The sequence below is a fragment of the Streptomyces sp. NPDC006743 genome, from assembly GCF_040703815.1.
Taxonomy (GTDB): domain Bacteria; phylum Actinomycetota; class Actinomycetes; order Streptomycetales; family Streptomycetaceae; genus Streptomyces.
The window spans coordinates 43240-57971 of the sequence record NZ_JBEYJA010000006.1 but is presented as its reverse complement, the minus strand read 5'-3'; the positions used below and the strand labels follow the sequence as shown (position 1 = coordinate 57971).

Annotated in this window: 9 protein-coding genes; all 9 read right to left on the bottom strand. The window is 73.1% G+C overall.

Going from position 1 to position 14732, the window contains the following annotated elements; translation table 11 throughout:
- Nucleotides 1-60: 60 nt before the first annotated feature.
- The 9 genes from ABZ719_RS07560 to ABZ719_RS07520 all read right to left on the bottom strand — a co-directional run bounded on the left by ABZ719_RS07560 (nucleotide 61) and on the right by ABZ719_RS07520 (nucleotide 14704).
- Complete coding sequence (locus tag ABZ719_RS07560; RefSeq protein WP_366724279.1) at nucleotides 61-2895, bottom strand: stealth conserved region 3 domain-containing protein; 2835 nt, start codon at nucleotides 2893-2895, stop codon at nucleotides 61-63.
- A 5-nt stretch (nucleotides 2896-2900) separates the two neighbouring features.
- On the bottom strand, nucleotides 2901-3890 hold the full coding sequence (locus tag ABZ719_RS07555) for a hypothetical protein (protein WP_366724278.1): 990 nt from the start codon (nucleotides 3888-3890) through the stop codon (nucleotides 2901-2903).
- Nucleotides 3887-5656 (bottom strand): stealth family protein, encoded by a 1770-nt coding sequence (locus ABZ719_RS07550; protein WP_366724277.1) that lies wholly within the window; start codon nucleotides 5654-5656, stop codon nucleotides 3887-3889. The genes ABZ719_RS07555 and ABZ719_RS07550 overlap by 4 nt, the downstream gene beginning before the upstream one ends.
- A gap of 258 nt (nucleotides 5657-5914) precedes the next feature.
- A complete protein-coding gene (gene obgE, locus ABZ719_RS07545; protein WP_366724276.1) occupies nucleotides 5915-7351 on the bottom strand; it encodes a GTPase ObgE in 1437 nt (478 codons plus the stop codon).
- A 104-nt stretch (nucleotides 7352-7455) separates the two neighbouring features.
- Complete coding sequence (rpmA, locus tag ABZ719_RS07540; protein ID WP_037854440.1) at nucleotides 7456-7710, bottom strand: 50S ribosomal protein L27; 255 nt, start codon at nucleotides 7708-7710, stop codon at nucleotides 7456-7458.
- Nucleotides 7711-7724: 14 nt separating this feature from the next.
- Nucleotides 7725-8045, bottom strand: a complete 321-nt coding sequence (gene rplU / locus ABZ719_RS07535; protein WP_004931419.1) for a 50S ribosomal protein L21 — start codon at nucleotides 8043-8045, stop codon at nucleotides 7725-7727.
- A 502-nt stretch (nucleotides 8046-8547) separates the two neighbouring features.
- Nucleotides 8548-12999 carry an Rne/Rng family ribonuclease gene (locus ABZ719_RS07530; protein WP_366724275.1) on the bottom strand — a complete coding sequence of 1484 codons (4452 nt, stop codon included), beginning with the start codon at nucleotides 12997-12999 and terminating at the stop codon, nucleotides 8548-8550.
- A 278-nt stretch (nucleotides 13000-13277) separates the two neighbouring features.
- Nucleotides 13278-14063 carry a TIGR03936 family radical SAM-associated protein gene (locus ABZ719_RS07525; RefSeq protein ID WP_037854444.1) on the bottom strand — a complete coding sequence of 262 codons (786 nt, stop codon included), beginning with the start codon at nucleotides 14061-14063 and terminating at the stop codon, nucleotides 13278-13280.
- 464 nt (nucleotides 14064-14527) lie between these two features.
- Nucleotides 14528-14704 (bottom strand): hypothetical protein, encoded by a 177-nt coding sequence (locus ABZ719_RS07520; RefSeq protein ID WP_366724274.1) that lies wholly within the window; start codon nucleotides 14702-14704, stop codon nucleotides 14528-14530.
- Between the last annotated feature and the right edge of the window lie 28 nt (nucleotides 14705-14732).

Genomic DNA, 14732 nt, shown 5'->3' with positions numbered 1-14732 from the left:
GGGGCTTCCCCGGCACTCGGTGCCGGGGAAGCCCCCCTTTTTTTTCCGCGACCTGCCGGATCAGAGCTCGTACGGACTCTTCACCGGGAAGTAGGCGCGCAGGAACGAGCTGATGATGCGGGCCTGCTCCTGGTCGGGGACCTCCGCGTCCTGCGACTCGCCCAGGCAGAACGCGTCGTGGCCGCGGATCGCGAGCAGACGCGTCAGCTCCGGGTGACGGGAGTAGGTGCCCACGTCGATGTAGGCGCAGCGGATGCTGCTCGGCACCGCGCTGCCCGTCAGGAAGCCGTAGTGGTGGTGGAGCGAGGAGACCATCGAGATGTCCTGCCAGCCGCGCATCGGGTTGGCGGCGGTGCGGGCCACGCTCTCGGGGAAGTCCGCCTCGATGCTCTCCAGGACGCTCCTGCGCAGCGGGTGCGGGGCGTGCGCGAAGCTGTTCGCCACGGTCACCCCGAAGCGCTCCTCGAGCAGCTTGCGGTTGTTCTTCGCCGCGGCGAAGTAGCCCTCGTCCGTCTCGGCCGGATCCCCGATCGGCACGGTGGTGGGCGTCCAGTAGAAGCGGCTGGTGCCGTTCGCCTGGAAGAACTTCTGCGGGTTGAGCGGCCTGCCGATGAACACGTCGTCGTTCATGTACAGGAAGTGCTCCGACAGCCCGTCGATGTGGTGCAACTGGCTCTCGATGGCGTGCGAGTTGAACGTCGGCAGGCAGGACGGGTCGGTGAAGATGTCGCGGTGCGAGACCACCTCGATGCCCGGGTGCTCGGTGTTCAGCCACTGCGGGGTCTGGTCGTCGGTGACCAGGTAGATCTTGCGCACCCAGGGCGCGAACATCGCCAGGGAGCGCAGCGAGTACCGCAGTTCGTCCCGGTTGCGGAAGCGCGCGGCCTCGTCACCGGAGCCGGAGGCCTCGGCGGCGAAGCCGAGTTCCGCGCGCCGCCGCGCCCGCCGCTCCTGCCAGCTGGGGTCCGAGTCGTCGACCCAGGTGTAGACGACGTCCACCGGGAAGGTGATGTCGCTGACCAGCCTCTTGGTGAAGGGCTCCAGCGTCGGGTACTCCCGGTCGCGCACGCGCATCTGGGCGTCCGCGGTCAGCGACGGCAGCTTCGGGCCGACGGCGCTGGCGCGCAGCGGCGCGACGAACTGGCCGTCGCCGCCCTCCTCCTCCGGGACCTGGCGCCAGAACTCCACGTCGCAGCCGTAGGCGGGGCCGAAGCGCAGCGTGCGGCTGGAGGTCACCACGGGGCGGAAGACCCGCAGCCCGGCCACCTCTCCGGCGGCCTCAAGTCGCTCGGCGAGCAGGACGCCGGGCGCGTGCGTGCGGGGCTTGAGGAGTTCGGCGTAGACCGCCTTGCCCTCGTAGTCGGTGGCCAGGGCCTTGCGGACGGCCGCCTGGTGGACGGTGTCCACGGCCAGGCGCCGGCGCGGGCTGTCCTCCCGGTCGCGCACCAGCACGTAGGGGATGCCGTGCTTCTCCAGCGCGGCGACGACGGTCTCGAAGTTCCGCTGCACTATGTCGGTGCCCTGGAGGTCGTCGTGGACCTCGGAGAGCCGGCCGCTGGCCCGTACCAGGGAGCGGTTGGACGCGCCGATCACCAGCTCACGGGCGCGCTGGTCGCCCGAGGAGGGTGCGGTGCGGTCGGCGGCGACGGCGGCGTGGAAGCGGCCGGCCCCGCCGTGCGCGACGCGGTGGGCCATGCGGTCGGCGCGCTGCGCCATGCGCTGCGGGTCGTCGCGGCGGTAGAGCAGCTCGGTGAACAGCTCCTCCCACTGCTTGACGATCACGTCGGCGGCGAAGCGCGCGGAGCCCTCGTGGGCGTTCTCGCCGTAGGAACGCAGCAGTTCCTCGTCGCCCATCAGACGGGAGATCGCCTCGGAGAGGCCCTCTATGTCGTTGGGCGCGACGAGCAGCCCGTCCACCCCGTGCCGGATGATCTCGGCGGGGCCGGTGACGATGTCGTACGCCACCGCCGGGACGCCCGCGGCGAAGGCCTCCAGGAGCACCAGCGGGAACGCCTCGCCGTCCTGCGACGGGAGCATGGTGAGGCTGGCCTTGGCCCATTCCTCGGTCATGTGCTGGCTGGGGCCGAGTATCTCCACGGAGTCGTGCAGACCGAGGCCCTGGACCATGTTGCGCAGCCGGGACATCTGCGGGCCGTCGCCGAAGATGCGCAGCCGCCAGCCGGGGTGCTCGGGCAGCGCCTTGGCGAACGCCTGGATGGCGTGGTCGACCTGCTTGTCGGGCACGAGCCGGCGGGGCATGACGATGCTCTTGCCGGTGAGGCTGGAGCGGGGGCGGAAGCCCTCGGGGATGGCGTTCGGGATGGCCGCCAGGCGCGGGGCGGCCTTGCCGAGCGACTCCTCCAGCCACTGCTTGGTGCGCTCGGTCAGCACGACCAGCGCGTCGATCTCCGGGGCCCGCAGCAGCAGCGGTTCGCCGGTGCCGCCGCGCAGCTGCGAGGGCCGGTGCTCCTGGTGGATGGTGATCACCCGGGAGGGCACCAGGTCGGCGACGGCGGACATCAGCGCCGGGGAGGTGGTGATGAGGATGTCGGTGTCGAGGGTGCGCAGGGCGCGGTTCATCTCGACGTCGGAGAGGGCGTCGAAGGTCGCCTCCCACTTGGGGCTGATCAGGTCGCTGGGCAGCCCGGCCAGCCGGCGGCACTCCTCGGCGCCGATGTCGCTGTCGCGCACCGGGCGCTCGGTCTTGCCCGTGCGGTCCACCAGGTAGCGCACGGGGACCCGCTCGTCCACGGAGAAGAAGGGGCGCTCACGGGTCTTGAAGACGCTGAGCACCTCGACGGTGTGCCGGGGCGCCAGGTGCGTCGCCTGGGTGTAGACGGCCTGCTCCGTGCCGCCCATCTCGTCGCCCCAGGTGAGCAGAAACGTGATCTTCATTGGTGTCAACATCCAGAGGGGAGGTGGGCCGCTCGGAAGGCGAGGCTGCCGATGGGCGTGTAATACGGGTTGATCCTGAGCACGGAGTCGTCGTCGGCGGTCAGCAGCCGGTGCGGCATCCGGAAGACGTCCCCGGGGCTGCGCACGTCGGTGCGCTGCCGGGAGATCTTCAGCGCCCGGCGGCGCGGGCGCTGGAGCCGTACGTCGAAGATCTGCTCCTTCGTGCCGAGGTCGCCGAAGTCGGCCACGGTGAGCGAGCAGACGAAGACGTCGCCGTGCCAGGTGGCCGGGACGACCCGGGCCGCCTTGCCGCTGCGGCGCACCAGTTCGACGTCGCCGCTGCACTCCTCGGCCGGCGCGTTGACGAGCCGGCCCTCCAGCGTCACCTCGGACCAGCCGATCTTCACGGCCAGGATCTCCGCCTCGGCGTCGTCCCTGCCCACGGACACGTACGCGCGTCCGGTGCCGGAGGCGATCAGACGGCAGTAGGTGCCGTCCGGGCGCACCGGCTCGGGGACGGTGGGGCCGTCCGGCATCAGCCGGGGCGCCTTGGCCACCGCGAAGCGGCGTTCGGTGCCGGCGGCGTCGGTGAAGACGACCGACAGCCGCCACTGGCCGGACCCCAGCAGGAACCTGCGTACCCCGGCGGGCACCGGCGGGTGGGCGTCGGCGTCCGCCTCCAGCAGGTCGAGGACGGCGGTGCCCTGGGCCTCGACCTGTCCGTCACCGCGCTGGACGAGCGTCAGCGGGATCACCACCGGGGTGGCGGATCCGCCCAGCAGCAGGGAGGCGGAGGAGGCGGTCACCTCGCCGGGCACGCGGACGCAGAAGTTCAGCGTCCGGCCGTCGAGCAGGGAGAGGTGCTCGGCGGTGACCCGCGGCCAGTCGTCGGCGCTCGGCGGGACCAGGACGAGACTGTCCAGTCGCGACCGTGCCGAGCGCACCACGTCGTACCCCTTGCGCATCACCTTGTGCGGGGTAGGGAGTTGTCTCATCGGTTGTCTGCACCACGCTCGTAGGGGCTGGGGTACGGGAAGTACTCGTCGAGGAAGCGGGCCATCAGGGCCTGCTGGCGGCCCAGTTCGGCCTCCGTGGACGTCGTGTCGTTCAGGCAGAACACGTGCGCGTCGCGCTGCGCGAGCAGCCGGCCGAGCACGCGCTCGACACCGGGTTTGCCCACGTCGCAATAGCGGTACACGAGTCCTTCACCGGAGAAGGAACGCTGGGTGTGGAAGGCGTAGTAGTGGTGCAGGGACGAGGCGACCGAGATGTCGTCGACGCTGCGGAACCGGCTGGCGGCGGTGCGCCGGTGCTCCTCGGGGAACTCCCGCTCGATCTCGTCCAGGACCCCGCGGTGCAGCGCGTGCGGCACGTGCTTCATCTTGCGGAAGATGTTGTCGCCGAAGCGCTCGGCGATGAGCCTGCGGTTGTTCTTCCCGGCCGCCGCCACCGGCGGGTCGTCCGGGGAGGGCTCGCCGAAGGGGACGAGGGCGGGCGAGAGGTAGAACTTGCCGAGCCCGTTGGGCAGGAAGAAGTGCTGCGGGAGCACCTCCTGGCCGAGCATCACGTCGTCGTTGAAGTACAGGAAGTGCTCGGAGAGACCCTCGATGTGGTGCAGCTGGCTCTCGATCGCGTGCGAGTTGAAGGTCGGCAGCGCGTCGGGGTCCTTGAAGATCTCCTTGTGGCTGACGACCTTGATCCGCGGGTGGTCGGTGTTCAGCCACTCGGGAGTCTGGTCGGCGGTCACCAGGTAGATGTTGCGCACCCAGGGCGCGTACAGGTGCAGCGAGCGCAGCGAGTAGCGCAGCTCGTCGCGGCTGAGGTAGCGGGCCGCGTTGGCCGCCTCCTCGTGGTAGGGCCGGTCGGAGAAGGCCGCGCGCCGGCGCACCCAGTCCGGGTCGGAGCCGTCCACCCACGTGTACACCACGTCGATGGGGAACGTGCGCCGGCCGACGGCGGCCGCGGCGAAGGCCGGGCGGGTCGGCACCCGCACCGGCTCCTGCTCCCGCTGCTCCTGCTCGGCGGGCAGCGGGGCGAGGGCGGTGAACAGGCTCTCGTCGGCCTCGACGGACGCCTCGTGGACCGGTACGGCCTCGGCGACGACGTTGCGCCGGGGGGAGACGAGTTCGTCGCCCTCCTGCCGCCAGAACTCGATGTCGCAGCCGTAGCGCAGACCCAGCACCAGGCGGCCCGTCTGGTCGGTGAGGTACCAGGTGCACCGGAAGACGTCGGCGCCGGCGACCCGCTTCCAGGGACCGGCGCCGTAGCCGGGCAGCGCGGACTCCTCCTGGAGCCGGCGGCCGCGGACCGGGACCACGTACCCGGGACGGACCCGGCAGGCCTGGCGCAGTGCGGCGAGCACCCGCTCGCGGTCCTCGCGCCGTACGGCGAGCGCGGCGGAGGTCTCGGAGTCCGAGCGCACGCAGAAGTACTCGACGCCCGCGCCGCGCAGCGCGGCGGCCACCTCGTCGAGGTTGGCCCGGCGGGCCTCGAGCGGTGTGATGCCGGGGACGACGTGGGCGATGCGCGGTGTCCCGTCGACGCTGACGACGGTCCTGTCGTGCCGTGCCAGCAGCGACCGGTGGCGCCGGACCACCCGCACCCGCTTGACCTGGTTGCGCACCTCGGCCGCGGCGGCGATCCCCGACTTGAGCTGCTCACGGAAGTCGGTCCCCACGTGCTCGGCGATCACTCGCCGCGCGCCGACCGGCACCGCGCGGCGGTACACGCCAACCAACCGGGAGGCTTCAGGGTTTCGCACTGCGGGAGCTCCTCCGACGGGAACGGCTGGGTGAACGGCGCGCCCCCACTAGGTGATCCGGTAAAAACACGGCGAGACAAGTATGCAGTGTGTTTACCCCACGTCCGCATGGCCGTGCCACAACCGCAACCGCCAGCAAATGCGGCATACCGGGCCAATCGGCTACGAGTGTTGACATAAATCACAGCCGGGAACCGGGCACGCCCCCGCCGCGTCCGGGAGCTCTCGCGGCTCCCGGACCCGGCGCAGACATGCGGGTCAGAACGGCTCGAAGTCGTCGTACTCGCGCTCGGACTCGTCACGCTGGGCCTGCCGGTCGCGGCGGCGCTGCGCGGCCGGGCGGGGTGCCTCGAAACGGTGGTCCTCGCCACGGCGGCCGAGCATCTCCGCGCCCGCCATCACCGAGGGCTCCCAGTCGAAGACGACCGCGTTGTCCTCGGGACCGATCGCCACACCGTCACCGTGGCGGGCGCCCGCCTTGAGCAACTGCTCCTCGACACCGAGGCGGTTGAGCCGGTCGGCGAGGTAGCCCACGGCCTCGTCGTTGTTGAAGTCGGTCTGGCGCACCCAGCGTTCGGGCTTCTCGCCGCGCACGCGGAACAGGCCCTCGTCCTCGCGGGTGACCGTGAACCCGGCCTCGTCGACGGCCTTCGGCCGGATGACGATCCGCGTCGCCTCCTCCTTGGGGCGCGCGGCACGCGCCCGGGCGACCAGCTCGGCCAGCGCGTACGACAGCTCCTTCAGGCCCATGTGCGCCACCGCCGACACCTCGAAGACGCGGTAACCGCGCGCCTCCAGGTCCGGCCGGACCATGTCGGCGAGGTCCTTGCCGTCGGGCACGTCGATCTTGTTCAGGACGACGATGCGCGGCCGGTCGCCCAGGCCGCCGTACTGGCGCAGCTCCTCCTCGATGATGTCGAGGTCGGAGACCGGGTCGCGGTCCGACTCCAGGGTCGCGGTGTCCAGCACGTGCACCAGCACGCTGCACCGCTCCACGTGCCGCAGGAACTCCAGGCCGAGGCCCTTGCCCTGGCTGGCGCCGGGGATCAGACCGGGCACGTCGGCGACGGTGTAGACGGTGGAACCGGCCGTCACCACGCCGAGGTTGGGCACCAGGGTGGTGAACGGGTAGTCCGCGATCTTCGGCTTGGCCGCGCTGAGCACCGAGATCAGCGACGACTTGCCCGCGCTCGGGTAGCCGACCAGCGCGACATCGGCGACGGTCTTCAGCTCCAGGACGATGTCCTGGAGGTCCCCGGGCTCGCCGAGCAGCGCGAAACCGGGCGCCTTGCGGCGGGCGCTGGCCAGCGCCGCGTTGCCGAGGCCGCCCCGGCCGCCCTGCGCGGCGACGTACGAGGTGCCGTGGCCGACCAGGTCGGCCAGCACATTGCCCGCCTTGTCGAGGACGACCGTGCCGTCCGGCACCGGCAGGACCAGGTCCTCGCCGTCCTTGCCGGAACGGTTGCCGCCCTCGCCGGGCTTGCCGTTGGTGGCCTTGCGGTGCGGGGAGTGGTGGTAGTCGAGCAGCGTGGTCACGGACTGGTCGACGGTGAGGATCACATCGCCGCCGCGGCCTCCGTTGCCGCCGTCGGGGCCGCCCAGCGGCTTGAACTTCTCACGGTGCACGGAGGCACAGCCGTGGCCCCCGTTACCCGCGGCGACGTGCAGCTCGACGCGGTCCACGAAGGTGGTCATGGTTCGTGCCTCCAGAACTTACGGGAACGTCTCTTACGTAACACGCGAAAGGCGGACCCGCCTTCCCGACCGGGAAGTGAGGTCCGCCTCGCGAAAGTCTCCGGTCAGGCGACCGGAACGATGTTCACGACCTTGCGGCCACGGTGGGTGCCGAACTCCACCGCACCGGGCTGCAGCGCGAACAGCGTGTCGTCGCCGCCGCGGCCGACGCCGGCACCGGGGTGGAAGTGGGTGCCGCGCTGGCGGACGATGATCTCACCGGCGTTCACGACCTGACCGCCGAAGCGCTTCACGCCGAGCCGCTGGGCATTCGAGTCGCGACCGTTCCGGGTGGACGATGCGCCCTTCTTGTGTGCCATGTCTCCTCAGTCCCTTACTTCGCAGCCGCGGGGATCTCAGTGACCTTGATCGCCGTGTACTGCTGGCGGTGGCCCTGACGACGGCGGTAGCCGGTCTTGTTCTTGTAGCGCAGAATGTCGATCTTCTGCCCCTTGTGGTGGTCCACGACCTCAGCCTGGACCTTGATGCCGGCCAGCACCCACGGGTCGCTGGTCACAGCGTCGCCGTCGACAACGAGCAGGGTCGAGAGCTCGACCGTGTCGCCAACCTTGGCAGTGGAAATCTTGTCAACCTCAACGATGTCGCCGACAGCAACCTTGTGCTGGCGACCACCGCTGCGCACGATGGCGTACACGCGGATCTCACTCTCTCGCTCGGGAAACGGCACCCCCGCAGGCCAGCCGCCCGCACTGCGGACGACCTCTCCCGGCCAGCCCAGTGCCCGGGAGGAAGAGGTTTACGGGGATGTGACGTGCTCAGTCGGCACGCCGACGGTCAAGATTACGGTCCCACCCCCGAAGGGGTCAAACCGGGCCCGGCCCCACGGACGTGCGGCTGCTCACGGCCGCAGGACCGGACGGCCGCGGCCGTCCGGCCGCCCGACCAGACATGCGGTCCCCCTCGTCCGTTTCCGGTTATGGAGACCGGCCCGGCCGTCGGAGCCGAGCCGCGTCCGTCCGGAAACCGGCCAGCTCCGCGGACCGCGTGCCGCCGCCCGGGCCGGGTGGCGGCAGGAGACGCTTCCCGCGCCGGGGTCACGAGTGACCCCGATGGGCCCGGTGCGGCGCCCGTGCGCGGGTCCGAGCGGCCCGCGGTCCGGGCCGGTCCGTGGGACCGGCCCGGACCGCGGGTGCGGCTCAGCTCTCGTCGGCCGCCGTGGAGGCCGGCGCGGACGCCGTCTTCTTCGCGGCCGTCTTCTTCGCGGCGGTGGCCGTCTTGGCGGTCTTCGCCGCCTTCTTGGCCGTCGCCTTCTTCGCGGCGGTCTTCTTGGCCGCCGTCTTCTTGGTCGCGGCCTTCTTCGCCGTGGCCTTCTTGGCGACCTTGCGGGCCGTCTTCTTCGCCGGAGCGGCCTCCTCGGCAGCGTCCTCCGCCACGGGAGCGGCGGCCTCGGCTTCGGGGGCGGGGGCCTCCGCGGCAGGGGTGTCCGTACCTGCCTGACCCGACGGGACGACCACGACGGCCGCCTCCTCGGACGCGGTCGGCGCGGTGGCCTTGCGCACGGCGCGACGGCGCGGACGGGCCGGAGCCGCCGTCTCGGCCGGCACCTCGGCCGGCGCCTCGGACTCCGCCTGCACGGCCTGCTCCACCGGCTCGGCCGCCGGCGCCTCGGCCGGGGCCTGCCGCGCCTCGGGCGCGGCCTCCGGGACCGTCACCACGGCCGCCTCGGCCCCCTGCGGGGAACCGGCCGGCGCGGATGCCCTGCGGGTCGCGCGGCGGCGGGTACGGCCCTTCGGCGCGGCCTCGTCGGCGACCGGGGCCTCGGCCGCCGGTGCCTCGGCCGCCGGCGCGGCCGGCACCACCGGGTCCTCGGCGGCCACGGGCCCGGCCTGCGCCTGCTCGGCGGGCTCCGGACGCACCGGACGCGCGGCCTCCTGCTCGGCGGTCACGCCCTGCGCCGTCGCGGCGGCGGGCGCGGCCGGGGCCGCCCCGTCGGCCGAGGCCTTCGGCGCGCCCGCCGGAGCGGACGCCCGCCGGCTCGCCCGGCGCCTGCCACGGCCCCGGGAGGCCGCGGCCTCCGCCTCGGCGACGGAGCTGTACAGCTCCTCGTCCGGGGACATCTCGAACGCGGGCAGCGCGACCGGCTCGGAGACCTCGGGGGCCTCCACAGCCTCGGCGACGGCCTCGGACTCGGCCTCCGCCTCCTCCTCGGCGGTCGGCACGGCGACCTGGGCCGCCACGGCCTCGTGCTCGTGCTCGTGCGGCTGCTCGGCACCGGCACGGGCGCGCTTGCGGCGCTTGCCGCCACCCGCGCCGCCCGCCGACGGCTGCTCCAGGTGGACGATGACACCGCGCCCGTTGCAGTGGACGCACGTCTCGGAGAAGGACTCCAGCAGACCCTGGCCGACCCGCTTGCGGGTCATCTGCACCAGGCCCAGCGAGGTCACCTCGGCCACCTGGTGCTTCGTACGGTCCCGGCCCAGGCACTCCAGCAGGCGGCGCAGCACCAGGTCGCGGTTGGACTCCAGGACCATGTCGATGAAGTCGATCACGATGATGCCGCCGAGGTCGCGCAGCCTGAGCTGGCGCACGATCTCCTCGGCCGCCTCCAGGTTGTTCCTGGTGACCGTCTCCTCCAGGTTGCCGCCCTGGCCGGTGAACTTGCCGGTGTTGACGTCGATGACGACCATCGCCTCGGTCCGGTCGATCACCAGGGAGCCGCCGCTGGGCAGCCAGACCTTGCGGTCCAGCGCCTTGGCGAGCTGCTCGTCGATCCGGTACGTGGCGAAGACGTCCACCTCGCTCGTCCAGCGCGACAGGCGCGGGGCGAGGTCGGGCGCGACGTGCGAGACGTAGCCGTGGACGGTCTCCCAGGCCTCGTCACCGCTGACGACGACCTTGGTGAAGTCCTCGTTGAAGATGTCGCGCACGACGCGGACGGTCATGTCCGGCTCGCCGTACAGCAGCGTCGGCGCGCTGCCGCCGCCGTTCCTGGCCTTCTTCTGGATCTCCTCCCACTGCGCCTGCAGCCGCTCGACGTCGCGGCGCAGCTCGTCCTCGCTGGCGCCCTCGGCGGCGGTGCGCACGATGACGCCCGCGTCGTCGGGGACGATCTTCTTGAGGATGGTCTTCAGCCGGGCCCGCTCGGTGTCGGGCAGCTTGCGGCTGATGCCGGTCATCGAGCCCTCGGGGACGTACACGAGGTAGCGGCCCGGCAGGGAGACCTGGCTGGTCAGACGGGCACCCTTGTGCCCGATCGGGTCCTTGGTGACCTGCACCAGCACGGACTGCCCGGACTTCAGCGCGGACTCGATGCGGCGCGGGCCGCCCGACATGCCGAGCGCCTCGAAGTTGACCTCGCCCGCGTACAGGACGGCGTTGCGGCCCTTGCCGATGTCGATGAAGGCGGCCTCCATCGACGGCAGGACGTTCTGCACCTTGCCGAGGTAGACGTTGCCGACGTACGAGGTCGACTGCTCCTTGTTGACGTAGTGCTCGACGAGCACGCCGTCCTCCAGGACGCCGATCTGCGTACGGTCGCCGTGCTGGCGGACGACCATCACGCGCTCGACGGCCTCGCGGCGGGCCAGGAACTCGGCCTCGGTGATGATCGGCACGCGCCGGCGGCCCTGCTCGCGGCCCTCGCGGCGGCGCTGCTTCTTGGCCTCCAGGCGGGTCGAGCCCTTGATGGACTGCACCTCGTCCGTGCCGTCACCGGGCCGCTCGTCCTTCTTGCCGCGCGGCTCGCGGACCTTGACGACGGTGCGCTCGGGGTCGTCGGCGGACGACTCGGCCTCCGGGCCGCCGTCCCCGGCCCGGCGGCGCCTGCGGCGGCGGCGACGGCTGCTGCTGTTGCCGCCGGAACCCGCGGTCCCCGCGTGCTCCTCGTCCTCGTCGCCGTCCTCGGCGTCCTCCTCGACCTGCTCGGCGGTGTCCTCGGCGTCCTGCGCGGCCTGCGCGGCGGCGAGGTCCCCGCTCTCCTCCGGCTCCTCGTCACCACCGGCATCCGCGGAGTCGCCGCGGCGACGGCGGCGTCCGCCCCGGCGACGGCGGCGGCGGGAACCGGACTCCTCGCCGTCGTCACCGTCGGCGGCGTCCTCGGCCGGCTCCTCGGCCTCCTCCGCCTCGTCCTCGGCGTCGGTGACGGCCTGCGGCGTCCGGACGGCCTGGGCCTCGGGCTCCTCGTCGTCCCCGGCGCCCCGGCGACGGCGGCGGCGCCGCGATCCGGCCTGCTCGGCCTGCTCGGGCTGCGCGGCCTTCTCCGCCGGCGGCGCCTCGGCCACCGCGGACTCGTCGGGCTCCTCGTCCGGGACGGCCTCGGCGGCGGCCTCGGCGGCGGCCCGCTGCGGGGTCTGGAACTTCGGCTCGGCGAAGACGGGCGGCTGGAAGACGGCGACGGCGGGGCGCGCGGGCTTGCGCGGCGCCTCCTCCGCCTCACCGGCGGCGGCCTGCGCGGCGGGCTCGGCGAACCCGGTCGCGGCACGCCGCACGACCCGGCGACGGCCACGGCGCGGCGCGGCCTCCTCCGCGGGCTCGGCGGCGGGCTCGGGCTCGGCTGCGGGGGCCTGGGCGGGCTCGGCGGCGGGGGCCTCGGCGACCGGCTCGCTCACCTCGGCGGCGGGCGCCGACACACGGCGGGTGGCGCGGCGGCGGGTGCGCTGCGGGGCGGCGTCCTCGTCGGCCGGGGCGGCGGGCGCGGGCTCGGCCGCCGGCTCCTCGGTCACGGACGTCTCGGCGGCAGGAGCCTCGGCGGCGGACGCCGCACGGCGCGTGGCACGACGGCGGGTGCGCTGCGGAGCGGCGTCCTCCTCGGCCGGCGCCTCGGCGGCCGGGACCTGCGCCTCGGCCACGGTCTCGTCCGTACCGCCCTCGGGCGCGCCGGCCGGGGCCGACACACGGCGGGTGGCACGGCGGCGGGTCCGCTGGGGGGCGGCCTCCTGGGCAGCCTCGGCGGGCGTCGCACCCGCGGCGTCGGCCGTGGGCTCCTCGGCAGCGGCCGGGGCCTCGGCCGCGGCGGCCTGCGGTGCACCGGCGGCGGCGGACGCGCGGCGCCGGGTGCGCCGGGCGGGCGCGGGCGTCTCGGCGACCGCGTCCGCGGCGGCGGGGGCCGTCTCCTCGGCGGTCTGCGCGGCCTCGGCTGCCGCCGGGGCACCGGCGGGCGCGGAGGCGCCGCGCGTGGCACGGCGGCGGGTACGGCGCGGGGCGGCGGCCTCGCCGCTCTCCACGGTCCCGGCGGACGTCTCGTCGATCGCCGGAGCGGCCCCGGACGACGCCTCGGCCGCCACCGGTACGACCGTCTCGGCCTCGGCGGCGGCCTGGGCGGCCTTGGGTGCCCCCGTGGGCGCGGAGGCCCGGCGGCGGGTACGGCGCGCGGGCGCGGCCGACGCCTCGGGCTCCGCGTTCACGGCGCCCGTCCCGGTCGCGGCATCCTGCGCCTGCTGCGGCGTCTCTTCCTCCTCCGCCTGCTCCGCGAGCGCGGCGGCCCCGGCGGGCGCCGCGGCGGAGGCGGTGATCTCGGCCGGGGCCTCGGAGCCGGCGGCCGGCGGACCCGCCGGGCGGGACGCGGCACGGCGCCGACGACGCGGCGGCAGGGTGTCGCTGGGGGTGTTCAGTTCTTCGGAACCCTGGATGGGTTCGGTCGGTTCGAGCATGCGGGCGAATCTCCCGTCAGGCTCCCGGGCGCCGCGCCTGGTCCGGTGTCCGATCGCATCGATCGGACACCGTTGACGTCCGCGGCCTCGCGGTTGCGCGATGGCCGCCGTCCGGGGCGCGGGCGCCGCACGGGAGCTCTCTGTGTCCTGTCTCGCCGGTTCCGTACGCTCTTGTCGCGTACGGCCTGGCGAAAGTCTTCTGGTCGGTGCGCTGCCCGACCCAGGTGGCTCCCGAGTACGAGGGCGGCGCTTCGACGTCCGTCCCTACGGAACCTTCCCTAAGCAGGCGCCTTCGCGGCGGCAGCGTCGGCGGCCCCTGATGAAGCGGCCGGGGCGGCCGGGTCTGCCTCGCGGTCGGGCGCGAGCGGGTCGGTCACCGTGCCGGTCTCTTCATCGAGCAGCCCCTGCGCCAGCCTGGTCACCGCTGCGGGGACCGGCGGCGCCAGGTCGGCCACGGCGCGGAGACCGGACAGGACGTCGTCGGGTCGTACGGCAGGCGTCACGTGCCGAACAACCAGCCGCAGTATCGCACAGGGCTGGTCGGTCGGCCTATCAGCCGCCGAACCGTGCGTTTCGACGCTCTCCAGGCTCACGACCGCGGGACGGGCGTCGAAGGTGCGCGTGCCGTTCTTTGTCATGCGCTGGACCTCGACGCTCCCGGCGCCGTTGAAGGCGGCGACCGCGCGGTCCGCCTCGGCGGGGTCCACGCCGTCCAGCCGCAGCTCCCACACGGAAGCCGTCAGCCGGTCGGCGAGCCCCGGCGTGCGGGCCTCGACCGCCTCGACGATGTCCAGCCCGGCGGGCATCGACTCGTCGAGGAGGCCGCGCAGCCGCTCCGGGTCGCGGGACGCGGTGAGCGCGATCTCCAGGTACTCCGCCTCACTGCCCGTGCCGGTGGGTGCGGCATTGGCGTAGGACACCTTGGGGTGCGGGGTGAACCCCGCCGAGTACGCCATCGGCACCTCGGCGCGGCGCAGCGCACGCTCGAAGGCGCGCTGGAAGTCACGGTGGCTGGTGAACCGGAGGCGGCCGCGCTTGGTGTAGCGCAGTCGGATGCGCTGCACCGCGGGTGCGGGCGGCGGGCCTTCGGGCTGTCGCTTGCCCAGTGTCGTTCAGTCCTTCGTGAGAGCGGTCCTTCCTTATCAAGAATACGTGCACCGAACCGCTGAGGTTCCCCTCGGGCAAGAGCAGCGCGCAGCGGCGCGGCGCGTGGCCAGGAGGTCAGGAACAGGCGACCGCGCCCTGCAGCAGGTGGTGGCCGGAGAGGCCGGAGGCAGCCGGCCGCGACATGGCTGCCTGGCAGTGTCGAAGAAGATCAGCGGGCCTTGCCGACGGAGCGGGTGGCCGGCTCGCGGCCGAGGTCGCCGGCACATCCTCCCGCGAGCAGGGACACAACGAGGCCAGCCACGGCCACGCCGGCCCAGAGCCTTCGCCCGACCCCACGAACTGGCGACGTGCGAGGAGCAGCACTACCCCTCGTCAGAGATGTTCGTACCCTTCGGCGCCCGATAGCACCGTGAATTCACATCTACGGTGATGATCTGCTCAGGTTCCCTGAGCGCTCATTCGCCCACTCGATCGTGGCAGCATGATGCGTCTTCTCGTTGACGGCGACGATTTCCGGGTTGCGGGCGATCGACTTCGTCTCACCGTCCTTGGTGATTTTCCAGCCTTGCGCTGGAAGTTCTCTGCGGAGGCTGTCCATGACCTCCTGGAAGGTCCCCCGATTTCAG

Excerpts from the sequence above, each read along its gene's own strand:
- ABZ719_RS07520 (WP_366724274.1), bottom strand. The coding sequence starts at position 14,704 with ATGGACAGCCTCCGCAGAGAACTTCCAGCGCAAGGCTGGAAAATCACC.
- ABZ719_RS07560 (WP_366724279.1), bottom strand. The coding sequence starts at position 2,895 with ATGAAGATCACGTTTCTGCTCACCTGGGGCGACGAGATGGGCGGCACG.
- ABZ719_RS07530 (WP_366724275.1), bottom strand. The coding sequence starts at position 12,999 with ATGCTCGAACCGACCGAACCCATCCAGGGTTCCGAAGAACTGAACACC.
- obgE (WP_366724276.1), bottom strand. The coding sequence starts at position 7,351 with ATGACCACCTTCGTGGACCGCGTCGAGCTGCACGTCGCCGCGGGTAAC.
- ABZ719_RS07555 (WP_366724278.1), bottom strand. The coding sequence starts at position 3,890 with ATGAGACAACTCCCTACCCCGCACAAGGTGATGCGCAAGGGGTACGAC.
- rpmA (WP_037854440.1), bottom strand. The coding sequence starts at position 7,710 with ATGGCACACAAGAAGGGCGCATCGTCCACCCGGAACGGTCGCGACTCG.